The organism is Komagataeibacter swingsii (genome assembly GCF_003207895.1).
In the GTDB taxonomy this organism is placed as follows: Bacteria; Pseudomonadota; Alphaproteobacteria; order Acetobacterales; family Acetobacteraceae; genus Komagataeibacter; species Komagataeibacter swingsii.
Genome location: NZ_NKUB01000016.1, coordinates 23,148 through 40,894 on the forward strand (window position 1 = coordinate 23,148; position 17,747 = coordinate 40,894).

General features: G+C 60.0%; 13 protein-coding genes. 4 read left to right on the forward strand and 9 right to left on the reverse strand.

The window, feature by feature from the left end:
- Positions 1–1,029 (reverse strand): alpha-ketoacid dehydrogenase subunit beta, encoded by a 1,029-nt coding sequence (locus CFR76_RS12040; protein ID WP_025437817.1) that lies wholly within the window; start codon positions 1,027–1,029, stop codon positions 1–3.
- A gap of 33 nt (positions 1,030–1,062) precedes the next feature.
- Positions 1,063–2,028, reverse strand: a complete 966-nt coding sequence (locus CFR76_RS12045; protein WP_110557255.1) for a thiamine pyrophosphate-dependent dehydrogenase E1 component subunit alpha — start codon at positions 2,026–2,028, stop codon at positions 1,063–1,065.
- A 217-nt stretch (positions 2,029–2,245) separates the two neighbouring features.
- Between CFR76_RS12045 and CFR76_RS12050 the strand changes: the two genes are divergently transcribed.
- Positions 2,246–3,205, forward strand: a complete 960-nt coding sequence (locus tag CFR76_RS12050; RefSeq protein ID WP_110557256.1) for a helix-turn-helix domain-containing protein — start codon at positions 2,246–2,248, stop codon at positions 3,203–3,205.
- A gap of 268 nt (positions 3,206–3,473) precedes the next feature.
- A complete protein-coding gene (locus CFR76_RS12055; RefSeq protein WP_110557257.1) occupies positions 3,474–5,267 on the forward strand; it encodes a Hint domain-containing protein in 1,794 nt (597 codons plus the stop codon).
- A gap of 235 nt (positions 5,268–5,502) precedes the next feature.
- Here CFR76_RS12055 and CFR76_RS12060 read toward each other — a convergent pair whose 3' ends face one another.
- From CFR76_RS12060 to CFR76_RS12075, 5 genes are all read right to left on the reverse strand, one after another.
- The gene (locus tag CFR76_RS12060) at positions 5,503–7,752 is read right to left on the reverse strand and encodes an EAL domain-containing protein (RefSeq protein ID WP_244191915.1); all 2,250 of its coding nucleotides are present in this window, start codon (positions 7,750–7,752) and stop codon (positions 5,503–5,505) included.
- A gap of 73 nt (positions 7,753–7,825) precedes the next feature.
- The gene (locus CFR76_RS12065) at positions 7,826–9,736 is read right to left on the reverse strand and encodes a putative bifunctional diguanylate cyclase/phosphodiesterase (RefSeq protein ID WP_244191916.1); all 1,911 of its coding nucleotides are present in this window, start codon (positions 9,734–9,736) and stop codon (positions 7,826–7,828) included.
- Positions 9,737–10,458: 722 nt separating this feature from the next.
- Positions 10,459–10,707, reverse strand: a complete 249-nt coding sequence (locus CFR76_RS17760; RefSeq protein ID WP_146222672.1) for a hypothetical protein — start codon at positions 10,705–10,707, stop codon at positions 10,459–10,461.
- Positions 10,704–11,606: an SDR family oxidoreductase gene (locus CFR76_RS12070; protein WP_110557259.1), complete on the reverse strand. Its 903-nt coding sequence runs from the start codon at positions 11,604–11,606 to the stop codon at positions 10,704–10,706. Before CFR76_RS12070 ends, CFR76_RS17760 begins: the two co-directional genes overlap by 4 nt.
- A gap of 25 nt (positions 11,607–11,631) precedes the next feature.
- Positions 11,632–12,369, reverse strand: coding sequence for an SDR family oxidoreductase (locus tag CFR76_RS12075; protein ID WP_110557280.1), 738 nt, complete (start codon positions 12,367–12,369; stop codon positions 11,632–11,634).
- A gap of 115 nt (positions 12,370–12,484) precedes the next feature.
- Here CFR76_RS12075 and CFR76_RS12080 point away from each other — a divergent pair, with 115 nt between their 5' ends.
- Positions 12,485–13,381, forward strand: coding sequence for a LysR family transcriptional regulator (locus tag CFR76_RS12080; protein WP_110557260.1), 897 nt, complete (start codon positions 12,485–12,487; stop codon positions 13,379–13,381).
- A gap of 26 nt (positions 13,382–13,407) precedes the next feature.
- Entirely contained in the window at positions 13,408–14,259 is an 852-nt protein-coding gene (locus CFR76_RS12085; protein ID WP_244191917.1) for an alpha/beta hydrolase, read from the forward strand.
- A gap of 90 nt (positions 14,260–14,349) precedes the next feature.
- Here CFR76_RS12085 and tal read toward each other — a convergent pair whose 3' ends face one another.
- Both tal and tkt read right to left on the reverse strand, forming a co-directional pair.
- Positions 14,350–15,504: a transaldolase gene (gene tal, locus CFR76_RS12090; RefSeq protein ID WP_110557261.1), complete on the reverse strand. Its 1,155-nt coding sequence runs from the start codon at positions 15,502–15,504 to the stop codon at positions 14,350–14,352.
- A 27-nt stretch (positions 15,505–15,531) separates the two neighbouring features.
- Positions 15,532–17,634, reverse strand: a complete 2,103-nt coding sequence (gene tkt / locus CFR76_RS12095) for a transketolase (RefSeq protein ID WP_110557262.1) — start codon at positions 17,632–17,634, stop codon at positions 15,532–15,534.
- Positions 17,635–17,747 lie beyond the last annotated feature (113 nt).

Below are 17,747 nucleotides of genomic sequence, written 5' to 3' on the forward strand. Positions count from 1 at the left end.
TCAGACTTTCTCCACTACGCGGTGGGCCATGGTGGCGGTCACGGCGGCCTCGATCCTGTCCACGCTGGGCAGGTAGAGCGTTTCCAGAACCGTGGCGAAGGGAACCGGCGTATGCGGCGGCACCACGCGACGGATGGGCGCGCGCAGGGTATCGAATGCCTCTTCCGCCACGATGGCCGCGATATCGGTGGCCATGTTGCACCGTGGGCTGGATTCATCAACAATCACCAGCCGCCCCGTATCGGCCACGCATTCCAGGATGGTGTCGCGATCAAGTGGCGAGGTCGTGCGCGGGTCGATGACCGTGCAGCTTATGCCCTTCTTTTCCAGCCGGTCAGCCGCCTGGTTGGCAAGTCCCACCATGCGGCCAAAGGCGACGATGGTGACATCGCGCCCCTCCCGCGTCAGGTTGGCTTCGCCAAACGGGATGGCATAGGGTTCATCGGGCACGTCCTCCTCCTCATCATACATCACCTTGTTTTCAAGGAAGATGACGGGATCATCATCGCGTATGGCCGAAATCAGCAGGCCCTTGGCCTCATAGGGCGAGGACGGGATGACCACCTTCAGGCCGGGAATATGCGTAAACAGCGGATACAGTGCCTGACTGTGCTGGGCGGCGGCATTGAAGCCCGCGCCGAACATGGCGCGGATCACCAGCGGGGTCCGCGCCTTGCCGCCAAACATGTAGCGGAACTTGGCCGCCTGGTTCATGATCTGGTCAAGGCAGCAGCCGACGAAATCGACAAACATCAGTTCCGCCACCGGCCGCAGCCCGGTCACCGCGGCACCCGCGGCGGCCCCGATATACGATGCCTCGGTAATGGGGGTGTCCAGCACGCGGGTGTCGCCAAATTCCTCCAGCAACCCCTTGGTCACGCCCAGCACACCGCCCCATGCGTCCTTTATGCCGGCCGATCCGCCACGGCCGCCCGCGACATCCTCGCCCATCAGGATAACGGTGGGATCGCGGCGCATTTCCTGCCGCAGGGCTTCATTGATCGCCTGCCGAAAGCTTTTCTTGCTCATGGTTCATGTCTTCCGTGCGTTGGGGGATACGGGTCAGTAACGGACATACACATCCGCCAGCAGGTCGGCGGACTGGGGCAGCGGGTCATCCTTGGCCTGCACCACGGCGGCCTCGATCTCGTCCGCGACGGCGGCATCGACCTCATCGAGTTCGCTGCCTTCAAACAGCCCCGCTTCCGTCACGCGGGTGCGGAACAGCTTCAGGCAGTCATGGTCGCGCCGGGCATTGGCCACTTCATCCGCCGCGCGGTAGGTCATGGCGTCACCTTCAAAATGCCCGTACCAGCGCGCCAGGTGGACATGCAGCATGACCGGCCCCCTGCCTTCACGCGCATGGGCGATCGCCTCGCCCGCCGCCTGGTGGACGGCGAAGTAATCCGACCCGTCACATTCGATATAGGGCATGCCAAAACCCGCCGCCCGCGCCTGCTGGGTGCCGGCACAGGCATAGGATGCGCCGGTGGCCTCGCCATAACCATTGTCCTCCACCACGAACACGGCGGGCAGGTTCCATACGGAGGCAAGGTTGAGGCTTTCGAGTGTCGATCCCTCGTTCGATGCCCCGTCGCCATAGAACGCCACCGCCACCCCGCCGTCACGCAGGGTCTTGTGCGACAGCGCCGCCCCGCAGATCAGCGGCGGCCCGCCCCCCACGATCCCGTTTGCCCCCAGCATGCCGCATGCCAGGTCGGCAATATGCATCGACCCGCCCTTGCCACGGCATACGCCGGTGCTGCGGCCATAGATTTCGGCCATCATGCCCGCCACACCCACGCCCTTGGCAATGCAGTGACCATGGCCGCGATGGGTGCTGGCTATGGTGTCGTTATCCGTCAGGTTGGCGCATACGCCCACGGCGGACGCTTCCTCACCACAATACAGATGTACGAAACCGGGGATTTCCCCCGTGGCAAATTCAACATGCAGGCGCTCTTCAAACATGCGGATGGTGCGCATCGCCCGGTAGGAGCGCAGCAGCGTTTCACGCGCTATTTGCATGGTTGTTTCCCCTGTCTTTCCTGGTCCCGCGGCACTGCGCCTGTGCATGCCGCCGGGCTGCGTGCAGCACACACGCATTGCGCCATTGCGGGCAAGGACGCATCACGGCCCCTTCACGCCCATGTGACGCGGAGCGTACGAAGTGTCGCGAAACCGCGACACTCAGGCAGGTGTTTATCCACCAGCATCCCTGAAACACCGAACGCAAAGAAACAGCATGCTGCATGGTCCCGGCTTCTTGCGTCCTGACCCCGCCTTCCCCGCCATGGCCCGGACGGGGCTTGAGGCTTCATGGCAGCGCTGCCGGCATGAATACGGCCTTGACCCGGCGGCAGCCCCCCTGCCGGAGGTGCTGTCGGGCGCGGAGCTGCGGCAGTCATGCCTGCGCATGGGACGGCTGCTGTATTTTGCCGGGCCGGAAATGGAACGGCTGCACGCGGCCCTGGCCCCGGTGGGCTATACCGTCATGCTGTCGGACATGGATGGGATCGTGCTGACGCATCAGGCGGCCAGCACCCTCCGGCGCGGCTGCCGCCGGTGGCATTTCTGGCCCGGCGCGGTCTGGGACGAACGTCATGCCGGGACAAACGGCATCGGGACATGCCTTGCCGAACACCGCAGCATAAGCGTGCACCGCAACCAGCACTGGCGCAGTGGCCTGCATGGGCTGGCGGGCATTGCCACGCCTGTTTATGATGCATCGGGCCGGATGGCGGGCGCGCTGAACGCCAGTTCGTTCCATCCCACGCCTGATGGCAGTCTGGGCGTGCTGATCGCGTCCAACCTGTTGCAGGCGGCGCACCAGATCGAACAGGCCTGCTTCATGGACCGGTACCGGGGCCACGCCATCATGCTGCTGGGCAATGCGGTGGGCGCGTCCGTCCCGCTGGTCGCCCTGGATCGCGACCGGCACGTGGTGGGCGCAACCCATGCCGCACGCGCGCAGATGGGCCTTCCCCCCACGCAGGATGTAAATATGTGCCTGCTGGATGATACGGCCATCCCCGCCCCGGCCGCGCCATTGCGCGAGGCCCAGACCATGGCCATCCATACCGCGCTGGCCAGCGCACGCGGCAAGGTTGCGGTCGCCGCGCGCATGCTGGGTGTCAGCCGGTCCACCCTGCACCGCAGGATCCGTACCATTGCGGAACAACAGCAGGCCGGCGCACGCGCCTGAACGCCATGGACCCGGCGCCACCGGCACATGTCCAACACAGGATCTGACCCTTTTTTCACGGACAGGCGGCCTGTTTCCGTCATCGCGATGCCACGTCGTCCGTTTACGGATTGATCATTTTTATAAAATAGACTGCGAATTCGGATTTTATGAACGTCCCTGCCTGAACCGTTCCAGAAAAAAGGTGCCCGCCATGTTATTTATTAAAATAAAAATCCGTTATCGTAATTTCAAAACCAATATATAAATCAAACAAGGATAAATAAAAATGGCCGATACAACCATTCTTTATGGCTATGGAAATACCGTCGATAGCAGCGGTGATTATGTTCTCACTCCGGTAGCGTGGGTAGCGGGGATCGCAGGGGTAGGCGGCGGTAGCGCCACATTTGAAGGAAGCAATGTCAATGCGACCCTTTCCTTCGCCCCGACCGTCATCGGTCTGCTAAGCCCCTATTCCGTCACGTCGGAAGACGGGGCGCATGTAACACTGACCGGAACCGACGGGTCCCTTGTATCCGCCCTGACCGGCACCACGATTACCGCGAACGGGGGAACTGTCACCCTGGCGGGCGAAGATGCCATCTCGGCCCTGTCCGGCACCACCTATAATATCGAAAATGGCGGCACCCTGATGATCAACCAGGTGCAGGGGGCCGATGCCATCGCCGCGCTGGGGGGGTCAACGGTCAATTTCGGCACGGGTGGTGGAACACTGGTCATCACGCCGGGGTCCAATGTATCCATTCTGGAATTCCCCAGCATCACCGGGTTTGACCAGCCGGGCGCGACCATAGAAATTCCGAATGCGACCGCCATTGCTTCCGTATCGCAGTCCGGCGACAGCACCAATATCGTTACGACCACCGGCCAGACCATTCAGGTCCAGGGTGATTTTTACGATTACGCGACCCAGCACAACCTGTTCCAGTCAACCAGCGACGGGAACCTGTATATCAGCACCACCCCCGTCAACAGCACGGGCGATACAGGCGTTCTGGTCTGTTTCCTGCCCGGTTCGATGATTTCCACCCCCTCTGGCGCGGTTGCGGTGGAAGATATCCGGGAAAATGACGAAGTCCTGGCGTTGGTGGACGGCCAGATGATTCCACGCAGGGTCACATGGGCGGGCAGGGCGCGGGCAACCGTGCGCATGGACCTGCCTGATGACGAAGCGGGATACCCCGTGCGGATCCTGCAGAACGCCATTGCCGATGGCGTACCCTGCAAGGACATGCTGATTACCGCCGAACACTGCCTGTTTTTTGACGGTCGGTTCATCCCCGCCCGCATGCTGGTCAACGGGCGGTCGATCTTCTACGACCACTCGATCCGTTCCTATGATTACCATCACATAGAAACAGAAGAACATTCCGTCATCATGGCCGATGGCATGCTGACCGAAAGCTATCTTGATACCGGAAACCGCCGTGCATTCCAGCAGGATGGCAATGTCATCCGCATCGGTGGAAAGACCTGTGACTGGGCACAGGATGCCGCAGCGCCCCTTGGCATCAGCCAGGATTTTGCTGAACCCATTTTCCGCCAGATTGAGGCGCGCGCCATTGCGGCAGGATATGAAAACGTGTCAGGCGCCCCTGCCCTGAGCGACGATCCCGCCCTTTACCTGCTGACGGAAACCAATACCGTCATCCGGCAGATACGCGCGGCCAACGGCTTTGTCTTTTTCATGATTCCCCCCGGCGTGCAGGACGTGCGCATCATGTCCCGTGCCAGTCGCCCATCGGATATGATCGGTCCTTATGTGGACGACCGTCGCCAACTGGGTGTCCTGGTCAAGGACATCAAACTGTTTGAAGGCAATGCCATCCGTGCCATCACAACGCATCTTGCACAGGACATCCCGACAGGCTGGCACGATGGCGTATGCGCACCGCACAACGCCCCCTGCCGATGGACAGATGGCCAGTCACCCCTGCACCTGGGTGCGCATCATGCGGCCGCCATGCGCCTGCTCTGCATCGAAATTCTGGCTGGTGGCCCCTATGCCATCATAAAGAACGACATGGCTGCGACAGCTATACCCCGCCTGACAGCCTGAACCCGCGGGTGGTCCCTAAGGGAAGCAGGCATGGGTTCTGCTTCCCTACCGCGCGGATCGCATCGAATCCGCGCCCATCAATGCCCCCATTCATCAGTAAACAGCCATCAATTTCCGCACAGGAAGCTGTCTGATAGAAGTTTTTGGTGAAGCTTTTTTCAAAAAGCTTCAAAGAACGCCGCTTTTTTGAGAAAAAGCGGCATCCAGAAACCTTTCTTGTTTTCCACCATATAATTTATTTTGCTTTCGGCTGACCGGATACCTGTTTCTTGGCCAGCGCCTTGCGCATCGCCGGCATGATTTTGCGTGGCTGCCTGAACCACGCTTCAAGATCCTTGGGCGCCATGGGCTTGGCGAACAGGTAGCCCTGCATGACATCACAATGCAGGCTTTCCAGCAGTTCGTACTGCGCTTCCGTTTCAACCCCTTCGGTCACAACCGTCATGCCCAGGCGGTTACCGATCCCGATAACGGCGGTCGTCACGGCCTGCGCATTCGCGTCATGCTCCAGATTCATGATGAAGCTGCGATCAATCTTGATTTCCGTAAGCGGCAGGCGGGTCAGGCGCGACAGGGATGAATAGCCGGTGCCAAAATCATCCATGGACAGGCCGACATCAAGGGCACGGATGGCATGCAGCACATCCATCGTATCCTTGTTTTCATCCATCATGACGCTTTCGGTTATTTCCACCGTCAACCGTGTCGGCGCGATACCGAACCGCGTCAGCAGGTTGGAAATCATTTCCGGCAACTGGCGCTTGCGAAAATGACCTGCGGACAGATTGACGGATACCGCCGGGATCATGACGCCATCACGGTCCCATGCGACAATCTGGCGGCAGGCTTCTTCCAGGCACCATGCACCGATCGCCTCGATCTGCCCGGTATCTTCCGCCACCGCAATGAAGCGTGACGGGAAGATATTGCCCAGATGCGGATGATGCCACCGTGACAGGGCCTCCACACCATACAGGTCCCCTGTTTTCGCCTTGATCTGTGGCTGGTAATGCAGGTTCAGCAATCCCTTGGCCAGGGATTCACGCAGGGCGGACCCAAGGACAAGACGGTCCTGCGCCGCGGCATGATCTTCCGGCGTCGCGACACGGTACGTGCCCCGCGCTTCCTTCTTGGCTAGACGCATCGCGGCTTCGGCATGGCCGATCAGGGATTCACTGTCCGGCCCGTTTTCGGGGAACATGCTGATCCCCACGCTGACCGAGGCCACAAGGAAATTGCCCCCGATTTCGATGGGTTCTTCCATGCCCGTAATCAGCGTTTCGGCAAATGCCGTTGCATTGGCGGCCTTTGTATCAGGCAGGATGATAACGAACTCATCCCCGCCTGCCCGGCTGAGGATATAATGGCTGCGACACAGGCTTTTGATCCGTGTGGCCACCGCCTTCAGGAAGTCATCCCCGTTGGTATGTCCCAGCGCATCGTTAATGTCGCGAAAACGGTCCAGGTTGAGCATCAGCACGGCAAAATGGTTATCGCCCGGCTTGCCGACCAGCGTTTTCAGGACTTTATGAATCGCGGTCCGGTTAAGGAAACCCGTCAGGGGATCATAATTCGCCAGTTGGGAGATATGGTGCCGCGCATCATACTGTTCGATCAGCACGCTGCAGAAGGAAACGCAGCCCGCCACGACTTTCTGCGGCCAGTCGCTGGTTTTGTTCAGGTTGCGTGAAAACAGGGCGAATATTCCCGATATCCTCCCGTTTCCGGCCTTGATGGCGGACGCCCAGCAATGATGGAGGCCCAGCGACACCCCAAGCGATTTATAGCTGTCCCATACCACCGTCGCGGCTTCATCCAGGTCGTTGGATAGGGCCATGATATCCGCGTCGGACAGGGTCACGTTCTCCAGCGCCGCGGCATAACGTCGCGGCAGGCCGGGACCGGAGAGAACATGCAGGCGGTGGCCTTCACCGATCAGGACCAGAATGGCAACCGTATTGGGAACGAAGTTTTCAACCTCGCGGCAGACAAGGTCAGCGACATCCTGGATCTGCATTTCGGTCGAAAGGGACTGAAAGACCGTATTCTGCAGGTCCAGCAGTTTCTTGCGGTGGTTTTCCTCCGTTACGGCCTTGATCGACGCCAGATAATATTTCGCGCCCTTCGGGCCAACGGGGCTTGATGACAGGGTCAGTTCGCCAGTGATGTAATCGCCATGCCTGTTTTCGAATATGACTTCCCGCGATGTGCCGATGATGGTGTTGACATCCGTTTCACGGTTGCGGGCAATGTGCCCATCATGTTCATTCCGGACAAAATCCGGGACAAGCATCCTGACGTTATGGCCAAGAACCTCGTCCTGCGTATATCCCCACAGCTTTTCCGCCCCGGTGTTGAAAAAAATGATGTCATTCCTGTCATTGATGACAACAATGGCTTCGGTCGCGTCATGGAGCAGGGCCAGTGCCGCATCCCCTGACAGGGCGGGTTTCCGGGACGATGGGGAAACAAGAAGTTCATTCATGATGATGGGCCAGTTCACAATTGGACAGCTACGATGCGTTGGTCTGCACCGGACGGTAAAACGGGATCATGGGTCAGGCTGGTTGCAGCCCCAGTGTTTCAGGGCGGGCCGGGCGCCCCAGCAGAAAGCCCTGTCCCGCCACACAGCCTTCACCCCGCAGGACTTCAAGCTGTCGTGGCGTTTCAATCCCTTCCGCCAGCACGGAAATGTTCATGGTGCGGCCAAGGGCAAGGACCGAGCGGACAATGGCCGCGGCATCCGAATTGGTTTCGATCCCCTTCATGAAACTGCCATCAAGCTTGATCCGGTCAAATGGGAAGGACCGCAGTGTATCAATGGATGAATAACCCGTCCCGAAATCATCCAGTGCAATCGAAACGCCCAGCTCCTTGATCCTGCGTACGATTTCCAATGCACGTTGCTTGTCATCAATAATTGAAGTTTCCGTTAATTCCAGTTCCAGCCGGGCCGGCGCCAGCCCGGTGCTTTCCAGCGTTTCCTGAACCAGACGGGACAGGTCGGGGTGAAAGAACTGCACCGGCGACAGGTTTACCGCCAGTTTATAGGCCGGGTCCCAGTGCGCCGCCTGCGCGCAGGCGGTCTGCAGCACCCATTCACCCAGTGGAATGATCAGGCCGTTTTCTTCCGCCACGGGAATGAACTGGGCGGGGGGGACCTCGCCGCGTTCGGGGTGGTTCCAGCGCAGCAGCGCTTCGTAGCCAAAGATCTCGCCTGTCGCTATGGCCGTCTGCACCTGATAATGCAGGGACAGTTCGCCCTTTTCCATTGCAGCCCTGAGATCGGCCGCAAGCGCGCGTGCCTCCCGGACCGTTTCATCCATGGAGGGTTCATAATAGGCGACAGTGCGCACCGGGTCCGCCTTGGCGCGGTACATCGCAAGATCCGCGCGCGTCACGAGTGTTTCCTTGTCGGTCGCATCCTTCGGGAACAGCGCCAGGCCCACGCTCCCGCCAGTGGTGACGGCGTAATCATCGATCGGGATGGGCAGGTTGATGGCTTCCTCGATCCGGGCGACAAAGGCTGCCAGTTCATCGGGATTGCTGGTCAGGTGAACCGCCGCGAATTCATCACCACCCAGACGGGCCACGAATTCCCCCTTACCCAGCATTTCGGTAAACCTATTGGCAATGGTGACCAGAACGGCATCCCCTGCGGCATGCCCTCGCACATCATTGATTTCCTTGAATTTATTAAGGTCAATGCCAATCAGGGCAAACTGCGTTGCGTCCTTTTTGGCATCCTCGATCACCTGGTCCAGATGATCGTTGAAGCTGACACGGTTGGGCAGCGACGTCAGGGCGTCGTGCAGGGCCATCTGCCGCATGCGTTCATAGGATTCCGCGCGCGTGGCATCATCGATTGAAAAGCTGTTGCCCCCCGTGGCGACAAGCAGAAGGGTCGTGATGGCCAGCGCCACCCCAAGCACGACCGGCGCATTGCCACCGGATGTAAGGTCGGCAGACAGCATGGTCGTGCGCATGGCCGACACACCGACAAAATGCAGCCCGGCAATGGCCGCGACAAACAGGACCGTGGCCAGAAGTTCGCGGTGCCGGTTCCCGCTGCGCAGCAGGCACTGAAGCGACAGGGTACCAAAAACCATGCCCAGCAGCAGGGACAATGCGATTGTTGGCACGCTCCATGCCATATGTTCGCCAAAATCTACTGCATACATGCCCGAATAATGCATGCCAGCAATAGCCAGCCCCAGCACGGCGCCCCCCATGGCCGGTCCCATCCGGCTTTTGCTGGTGGTCGCGATGACGGTTGCCGACAGCACGCCCCCGGCCGCAACGGCGAACGAAAACAGGGTGAGTGGAATGTTCAGCAATCCGGCAACGCCGGGCATGTAAGCCAGCAAGGCCAGAAAATGGGTGCACCATATGGTTGTCGCACCGGCCGCCGCGCATTGCAGGTACCATGAATGGTTCTGCCGTCCCGGCGTTGCAGCGATACGCGCCATGATACGTACAGTAATCCATGACCCGGCGATGCAGACGATCAGAGCAGAAATAAGAAGGGGCATATTGGAATCCGCTATCGTTTCAAACAATTGGAGCACGGCATTATTCCATGAATAAACACACGCCATAATACATATGACTAATTTACTTAGACAAAATACGTATGACGCAGATACATATTATATTTTTACAACAAATAGATGGTCAGTAAGCTGAACATCCATGCAGTCCTAATGATTTATATGGTGCATTAAGCACTTATATCCTTAAACGATTTTTTTGTTGCAAAAAAAATCTATCTTTTCGATCGCCGATAAGCGCCCTTAAGACAAATCAAGAAAACGTGATATGTTATTTATCCCATACAGTATAATTATTACTGTATTCGCGTGCTTACATTAGGCTTTATAGTTTAAATTGTGATGGAATCACAACCACGCCATTCTTGCCTGTTTTCCATCATATTGGCTTACATCGTCCATATCGCCCGCATGACGGTTTGTAACAATCATGCGCATGCAGGAATTTTCCATCACAAAATATTTAGGGGCAGCATCATTTTAAATACCTGCAACATACATGTACCCATCTACGTGAATGAAAATACCATCTGCATGATCCTGTCACAGCAGAACAGGTCAGCGCGTGCCATCATATCCCTTGCGCAAGGATGGATGGCATTCCGGCGCATAAAATACTGTTTGGAAAGTCAGCGCATTATTTAATAAACAGAATACGTTTTTGGTGCAGCTTTTCCAAAAATCTTTAAAAAACGCTGCCTTTTTTCAAAAAGGCGGCATCCACCATGCCATGTCCGGTAGCAGGAAAGTCGTGCGCTGCCGTCAGGCCCATATACCGGATAGCCGGTAAATATCAGGGCAAGACTGTCGGTGAAGAATGCCAGACGCGCCTTTGCAAAGCTGTAACGACGTTGCTTCACATCCCCAGCGTCAGGAGACACGCTGTTCATGTCGGCGCGGCTACATGCAGCAGATCCCCAAGGCCGATGCGCCGCAGCAGTTCGGCCCGCATCCTGTCGGCCACGCCGTTGACGATTTCCGCCCCGTCCTGTGCCGGATCGACATGCACCCGGAACGGGCGGCTGCCACGTGGCGCATCCACAACCGCCTCGATCGCCCTGGCCACGCTCTGCGGGTCGGCATCGGCTGGTTCCAGCGCCGCAAGCCCCGCAAGCGCCTTTTCTTCCACACCTTTGTAAGGGCCATCCATATAGGCCCGCGCCACGGCCTGGTCGGCTGGGGCACCAGCATCACGGAAATGGTTGGTTCCCTTGGTAAAGGCGCCCGGCACGATGATGGTCGTCTCGATCCCCCAGCGGGTCAGTTCACCGGCGTAGGAAATCGCCAGCGCATCCATCGCCGCCTTCGCCGCGAAATAGGGGCCGAGGAAAGGCGGCGTGCCGCCCCGCGCACTCGATGACGAGACCCACACGACCAGCCCCTGCCCCCTTTTGCGCATATGCGGCAGGGCCGCGCGATTGAGGCGCTGGGTGGACAGGACATTGACGTCATACAGGCCCGCCAGCTGCTCCGGCGTGAACGCTTCCGCCGGGCCAAAACACATATGGCCCGCATTATGGATCACCACGTCAATCCGGCCCTGCTCCGCGATGATCCGGTTGACTGCCGCCCCGACCTGTGTGTCCTGAAGCACATCGAGTTCGACGGTCCGCAGGTCCACCTTCCAGTCGCTTGCAAACCGGGCGGCATCCTCCACCGCCGCCTTCCCCCTACCCATGGGGTCCAGAATACCGGCATAGACACAATGCCCCGCGGTGGCGAGCGCCCGTGCGGTCATGGCGCCAAACCCGCTCGACGCCCCGGTAATCAGGATAACCTGCTTGCCCATGCTCCGTTTCCCTTCCATGAGCGCCTCAGACCATGCCGCCATTGGCGCGTAGGGTCTGGCCATTGATCCACGCGCCATCGGGACCCACAAGGAAGGCCACGGCCGCCGCAATGTCGTCTGGCGTGCCCAAGCGTTCCAGCGGGTTCATCTTCGACAGTTTTTCGATCAGTTCGGGGCTTTTGCCATCCAGGAACAGCGCGGTTCCGGTCGGCCCCGGTGCGACCGCGTTGACCGTGGTGTTCCGGCCACGCAGTTCCTTGGCCATGATCGCCGTCAGGGTTTCAACCGCCGCTTTTGTAGCGGCATAGACGCCATAATTTTCGAATTTCAGCCCCACGACACTGGTCGAAAGATTGACGATGCGCCCGCCGTGCCGAAGCCTCTTCCCGGCCTCGCGCAGCGTGTTGAACGTGCCGCGGAAATTGATGTCCACCTGTCGCGTAAAGGCCGCATCATCCACATCGGCAATCCGGCCCAGCGTCATGATCCCGGCATTGTTGACCAGCACATCGACCCCGCCGAAGGCTTTTTCCGCCGCGTCAAACAGCGCGGCCACGGCAGCCGGGTCGGACACATCGGCCCTGACCGGCAGGGCTTCGCCGCCAGCCTTACGGATCTGCCCTGCAAGTTCGTCCGCCTGCGTGGCGTTGCCCGCGTAATTGATGACGACCGCCAGACCATCCTTTGCCAGTCGCGTGGCGATGGCCGCACCGATCCCGCGTGACGCGCCGGTGACGATCGCGACTTTCCTGTTCTGTGTCATATCCATTTTCCTTCTGTCAGTGGCCATCTGGACCATGGAGGGAACCCTGCCCCTTTTCGGCCGTCGGATAATCCCGCATAATCCGGACAGGCCATTCGGAAAAAGGGAACAGTCCATGGACCGGCTGGATGTCATGCGCCTGTTCATGCGCATCGTGGACCGCGAAAGCTTTACGCAGGCGGCAGAAGACATGAACCTGCCGCGTTCAACCGCGACCGATGTCATCAAGGCGCTGGAGGCCCGGCTTGGCGTGCGCCTGCTGCACCGCACGACACGCCAGGTCAGCCCGACGCCGGAAGGCGAAACCTATTACCGCCGCTGCCGGCATATCGTGGCCGATATCGAGGATGCCGAGGCGGCATTCGGCACAGTCCGGCCCAAAGGCACGTTGCGGGTCGATGTGCATGGCACGCTCGCGCGCCATTTCCTGCTCCCGGCCCTGCCCGCGTTCTTTGCAGCCTATCCGGATATCGAACTGCATATGAGCGAGGGCGACCGTCTGGTCGATCCCGTTCGCGAAGGCATGGACTGCGTGCTGCGGGTGGGTGAACTCAAGGATAGCGAGATGGTGGCCCGGCAACTGGGCATGCTGGAGGAAGTGACCCTGGCCGCCCCGGCCTATCTGGCTGCGCATGGCGTCCCGACCCACCCGGACGCGCTGGCGGATGGCCACTACATGGTCGGTTTCCAGTCCAGCCTGCGGGGCCGTATCCTGCCGCTGGAATTCGTCATTGACGGAAAACAGCGTGATATGACCCTGCCCCTCCACATGGCCGTCAATGCGGCGGAAAGCTATGTTTCGGCTGCACGGGCCGGGTTGGGCGTCATCCAGATCCCGCGCTATCACGCGGCGCATGACATCAGGGCCGGGACATTGGTGGAAATCCTGGCGGCGTTTCCACCAACCCCCTCTCCCGTCGCACTGCTGTATCCGCACAACCGGCAGATGTCCCCGCGCGTGCGCCTTTTCATTGACTGGGTTGCGGAGATTTTTCACGGCATTCGCCCGTAATCCCCCTCTCGCAACCAAGGAAGCCAATGCGAAAATACCCGCAGAACATGATCGCGATACTGTCGTTTCTCGCCCTCCTGCCTGCCGTGGCGTTCACGCGCGATCACCCCCGGCAGGAGGTGGCCACCATCACCGCCGCGCCGAGCCAGAACGAACGTCTTTTCAACCTGCCGCTGAATGGGGGAGAAACAGTCCGGGTGCTGTCTACCGCGCCCGACCGCCCCCGGGGGATCATTGTCATGCTGCCCGGTGGGGCTGGCGATATCGGCCTTGAAAAAAATGGAAGCATCCGACACGGCGACAATTTTGTCGTACGCACGCGTGGCCTATGGAATCAGAAGGGTTTTGCCGTTCTCATTCCCGATACGATCGACCGCGCCAACCTCAGGGGCCACCGCAGTTCCCCGACCTATGCCCGTGTTGTGGAGCAGTTGGTCACCCTTGCGCATCGGCAGGGACCGGAACCTGTGTTCCTGCTGGGCACGAGCCAGGGCAGCATCGCAGCCGTCAATGGCGCAGCACATGCCCCAGCGGGCAGCATTGCCGGTGTGGTGCTGACGGAATCCGTTTCCGTCATGGGGGGCAGCAGGGAGACAGTTTTTAGCGCCGATCCGCAGGCAGTACGCGCGCCGGTCCTTGTCGTCGCCAACCGTGATGACCGCTGCAACGTCGCACCGCCACAGGCCGCCCAGCGGATTGCGGACGCCATGACGGCTAGTCGGGATGTGCATGTACTGATGGTTGCAGGCGGCACCACCCGGTCGAAAAAGGCGTGTGGTTCCCTCACCCCGCATGGATATTACGGGATTGAAGACCGGGTGGTTGACGCGATCAGCCAATGGCTGGATGCCCACTCACAATGGGCCGGGCTACAGTAAAAAGCAGCTTCTGGTGAGGCTTTTTTTCCAAAAAGCTTCGAAGAACGCCGCCTTTTTGAAAAAAGGCGGCACCCAAAAACTTTTATTTTTTCAATGTGGCTTCAGGCTTGATATCTTCGTGGATATGCTGTCGCGCAGGGCATGAAAGGCTTCCTCAAACGCGCCCAGCCCTTCATGCAGCAGGGCCTCCGTCACCCCGGCCAGATCAAGCCCCAGCCGGTCCGCCTCATGCAGCACCCGTGCTGCGCCCGGCACATCCTGTGTCAGTGTCGGGGCCACCGTGCCGTGGTCGCGAAAGGCTGCGAATGTAGACGGTGGAATGGTATTGACCGTCTCCGGCCCGATCAGCGCATCGACATACAGCACATCGCTGTAAGCCGGGTCTTTCGTGCCGGTCGAGGCCCAGAGCAGGCGCTGGGGCTGCGCGCCAAGGGCCGCCAGCTTCCGCCATCGCGCCCCCTGCGTCACCTCCCGCCAGTATTGATAGGCCATCCTGGCATTGGCGATGGCGACCTTGCCGCGCAGGTTTTCCAGCACCCTTGCATCCGGGTCCGCTGCCGCCACCCGTGCGTCAATCGATGCATCGATGCGGGCGTCAATGCGGCTGACGAAAAAGGACGCGACCGAGGCGATGCCCGATACCGGCAACCCCTGCGCATGCCGCGCCTCCAGCCCAGCCATGTAGGCATCCAGCACCTTTTTGTATGCTTCAAGCGAGAACAGCAGCGTTACATTGACATTCATGCCATCCGCGATCGCAGTCCTCACGGCCTCGCCCCCTGCTTCCGTTCCGGGGATCTTGATCATGAGGTTGGGTGCGTCGACCCGTTTCCATAAATGCCGTGCCTCGGCCAGCGTGCCAATGGCGTCGTGGGCCAGATGGGGCGAAACCCCAAGGCTGACATACCCGTCAATATGCCTGCTGGCTTCATAGACGGGGTACAGCACTCTGGCTGCGGCCTTTATATCCTCCACCGCCAGAATCTCATACAGGGCTGCCGCGTCGACTGTCCGTTCGGCCAGCACCTGCCGGATGCGGGCGTCATATTCACTGCCCTGCCCTATGGCCTTCTGGAAGATGGCGGGATTGGAGGTAACACCCTTCAGCCCATCCTGATCCACCAGCCGTTTCAGGCTGCCATTTTCGGTAAAGGAGCGCTGGATGAAATCCAGCCACGGCGACTGGCCAAAGCGGGCCAGTTCGCATAACGGATTGGTCAGGGTCATGCTGCAAGGTTCGTTCATGATCTGTGTTTCCGGCTCTTCATATGTTCAGGCGCGCGCGATCTGCCGCCGTGCCGCGGCAAGGACGGCTTCCACGGTAAAGCCGAATTTTTCCTGCAACGCTTCCGTCGGGGCGGAGGCGCCAAACGAATGCATCACCACGGCCTCGCCTGTCAGGCCGATATAGCGCGCCCACCCCATGCCGGATGCCTGTTCCACCGCCACGCGGGCGGTGACATCGGGCGGCAGCACGCTGTTGCGGTAGGCTTCGGGCTGGGCCTCGAACAGATCCCATGACGGCATGGAGACAACACGGACGCTTACGCCTTCCTTTTTCAGGATTTCATACGCTGCCACCACAAGGGAAACCTCGCTACCCGTCGCCATCAGGATCAGGTCTGGCTTTCCGCCACATTCGGCCAGGACATAGGCCCCTTTCGCAAGCCCCGTGGCGGGGGCGTAAACGCTGCGGTCCAATGTTGGCAGGTTCTGGCGGCTGAGCACCAGCACGGCGGGGCGGTCAGTCATGGGGATGGTGACCCGCCAGGCTTCCGCCACCTCGTTCGCATCGGCGGGGCGGATCAGGGTCACGCCGGGGGTCGCGCGCAGCTGGGCCAGTTGCTCGATGGGCTGGTGGGTGGGGCCGTCCTCGCCCACGCTTATGGAATCATGAGTGAAAATATAAAGAACCGGCAGGTTCATTAGCGCCGACATGCGGATCGGCGGCTTCATGTAATCGGAAAAGATCAGGAAGCCAGAGCAGAACGGGCGAAGACCCGCCAGCACGATCCCGTTGCAGATCGACCCCATGGCATGTTCGCGCACACCGAAATGCACGTTGCGCCCGCCATAGGTGCCACCCCATTGCGGCGGCTGGAAATCGCCCGCGCCTTCGAATGTCAGATGCGTCTTGGTCGATGGCGACAGGTCTGCCGAACCGCCGATCATCCAGGGATAATGCTGTGCGACCGCATTGAGCACCGCGCCTGAACTGGCGCGGGAGGCAACACCCTTTGCATCCGCATCAAAGGTGGGGATGCTGGCATCCCACCCGACCGGCAGCGTGCTGTTGATGATGGCCGTAACCTCGGCCCCAAGGTCGGGATGGGCCTGACGGTAAGCGGTCAACAGCGCCTGCCACCGTGCGCTGGCCGCAGCCCCGCGAGCGCCCAGCCCGGACTGGAAATGCGCCAGCACGCCATCGGGCACGTAGAAGCTTCTGTCTTCCGGCCAGCCATAGAATTTCTTGGTCTCGCGGATTTCTTCCACACCCAGCGGCTCGCCGTGGGCCGCCGCCGTGCCCGCCTTGTGCGGCGCGCCCCAGCCGATGATGGAATAGGCGATGATGAGCGTGGGCCGCGCAGTCTCGGCCTTCGCATCCGCCAGCAGGCGTTCAAGATCGCCTGTATCATTGGCGTCCATCAGTTCCAGCACGTGCCAGCCATAGCCCTCGAAGCGCCTGCGCACGTTTTCGGTAAAGGCGATATCGGTCGAGCCTTCGATGGAAATACGGTTGCTGTCATAGATCCATGTCAGGTTGCCTAGCTTCAGGTGGCCTGCAATGGACGCGGCCTCACTGGCCACGCCTTCCATCATGTCGCCATCGCCGCACAGTGTGTAGATGTGGTAATCGAACAGGTCGAAGCCGGGGCGGTTATAGCGCGCGGCCAGCCATTTCTCGGCCATCGCCATGCCCACCGAATTGCCGCATCCCTGCCCCAGCGGCCCGGTTGTGGTTTCCACGCCTGCGGTATGGCGGTATTCCGGGTGGCCGGGTGTTTTTGAGCCAAGCTGGCGGAACTGCTCCAGATCACCCAGCGTAAGCGATGGCGCATCCGTCACCTTGCCCGCCTGCACATCACGCACGCCTGCCAGATAGATCAGCGAATAGAGCAGCATCGACGCATGCCCGATGGACAGCACAAAACGGTCCCGATTGGGCCAGAGCGGGTTGGCGGGGTCGTACTTCATGACATTGCGCCACAGGGCATAGGCACAGGGTGCGAGCGCCATCGCGGTGCCGGGATGGCCGGAATTCGCCTTCTGCACGCCATCCATCGACAGGGTGCGGATGGTGTTGATGCAGAGCTGGTCGATACTGGCGCTTGCGTGGCCGCCCCCATCGGGGGCAGCGGGTATTGTGTGGCGCATGTCGTGCGGTTTTCCCATGTCTTGAAAGTTTATTGGAAAATAAAAAAGCTTTTGGGTGCCGCCTTTTTTTTCAAAAAGGCGGCGTTCTTCGAAGCTTTTTGAAAAAAGCTTCA

What these genes read in the sequence shown, in the direction of transcription:
- CFR76_RS12080 (WP_110557260.1), top strand. Translation starts at nt 12,485, where the DNA reads ATGGACCGGCTGGATGTCATGCGCCTGTTCATGCGCATCGTGGACCGC.
- CFR76_RS12045 (WP_110557255.1), bottom strand. Translation starts at nt 2,028, where the DNA reads ATGCAAATAGCGCGTGAAACGCTGCTGCGCTCCTACCGGGCGATGCGC.
- CFR76_RS12050 (WP_110557256.1), top strand. Translation starts at nt 2,246, where the DNA reads ATGCTGCATGGTCCCGGCTTCTTGCGTCCTGACCCCGCCTTCCCCGCC.
- CFR76_RS12070 (WP_110557259.1), bottom strand. Translation starts at nt 11,606, where the DNA reads ATGGGCAAGCAGGTTATCCTGATTACCGGGGCGTCGAGCGGGTTTGGC.
- CFR76_RS12075 (WP_110557280.1), bottom strand. Translation starts at nt 12,369, where the DNA reads ATGACACAGAACAGGAAAGTCGCGATCGTCACCGGCGCGTCACGCGGG.
- tal (WP_110557261.1), bottom strand. Translation starts at nt 15,504, where the DNA reads ATGAACGAACCTTGCAGCATGACCCTGACCAATCCGTTATGCGAACTG.
- CFR76_RS12040 (WP_025437817.1), bottom strand. Translation starts at nt 1,029, where the DNA reads ATGAGCAAGAAAAGCTTTCGGCAGGCGATCAATGAAGCCCTGCGGCAG.
- CFR76_RS12060 (WP_244191915.1), bottom strand. Translation starts at nt 7,752, where the DNA reads ATGAATGAACTTCTTGTTTCCCCATCGTCCCGGAAACCCGCCCTGTCA.
- tkt (WP_110557262.1), bottom strand. Translation starts at nt 17,634, where the DNA reads ATGCGCCACACAATACCCGCTGCCCCCGATGGGGGCGGCCACGCAAGC.
- CFR76_RS12055 (WP_110557257.1), top strand. Translation starts at nt 3,474, where the DNA reads ATGGCCGATACAACCATTCTTTATGGCTATGGAAATACCGTCGATAGC.
- CFR76_RS12065 (WP_244191916.1), bottom strand. Translation starts at nt 9,736, where the DNA reads ATGGCGCGTATCGCTGCAACGCCGGGACGGCAGAACCATTCATGGTAC.
- CFR76_RS17760 (WP_146222672.1), bottom strand. Translation starts at nt 10,707, where the DNA reads ATGAACAGCGTGTCTCCTGACGCTGGGGATGTGAAGCAACGTCGTTAC.
- CFR76_RS12085 (WP_244191917.1), top strand. Translation starts at nt 13,408, where the DNA reads ATGCGAAAATACCCGCAGAACATGATCGCGATACTGTCGTTTCTCGCC.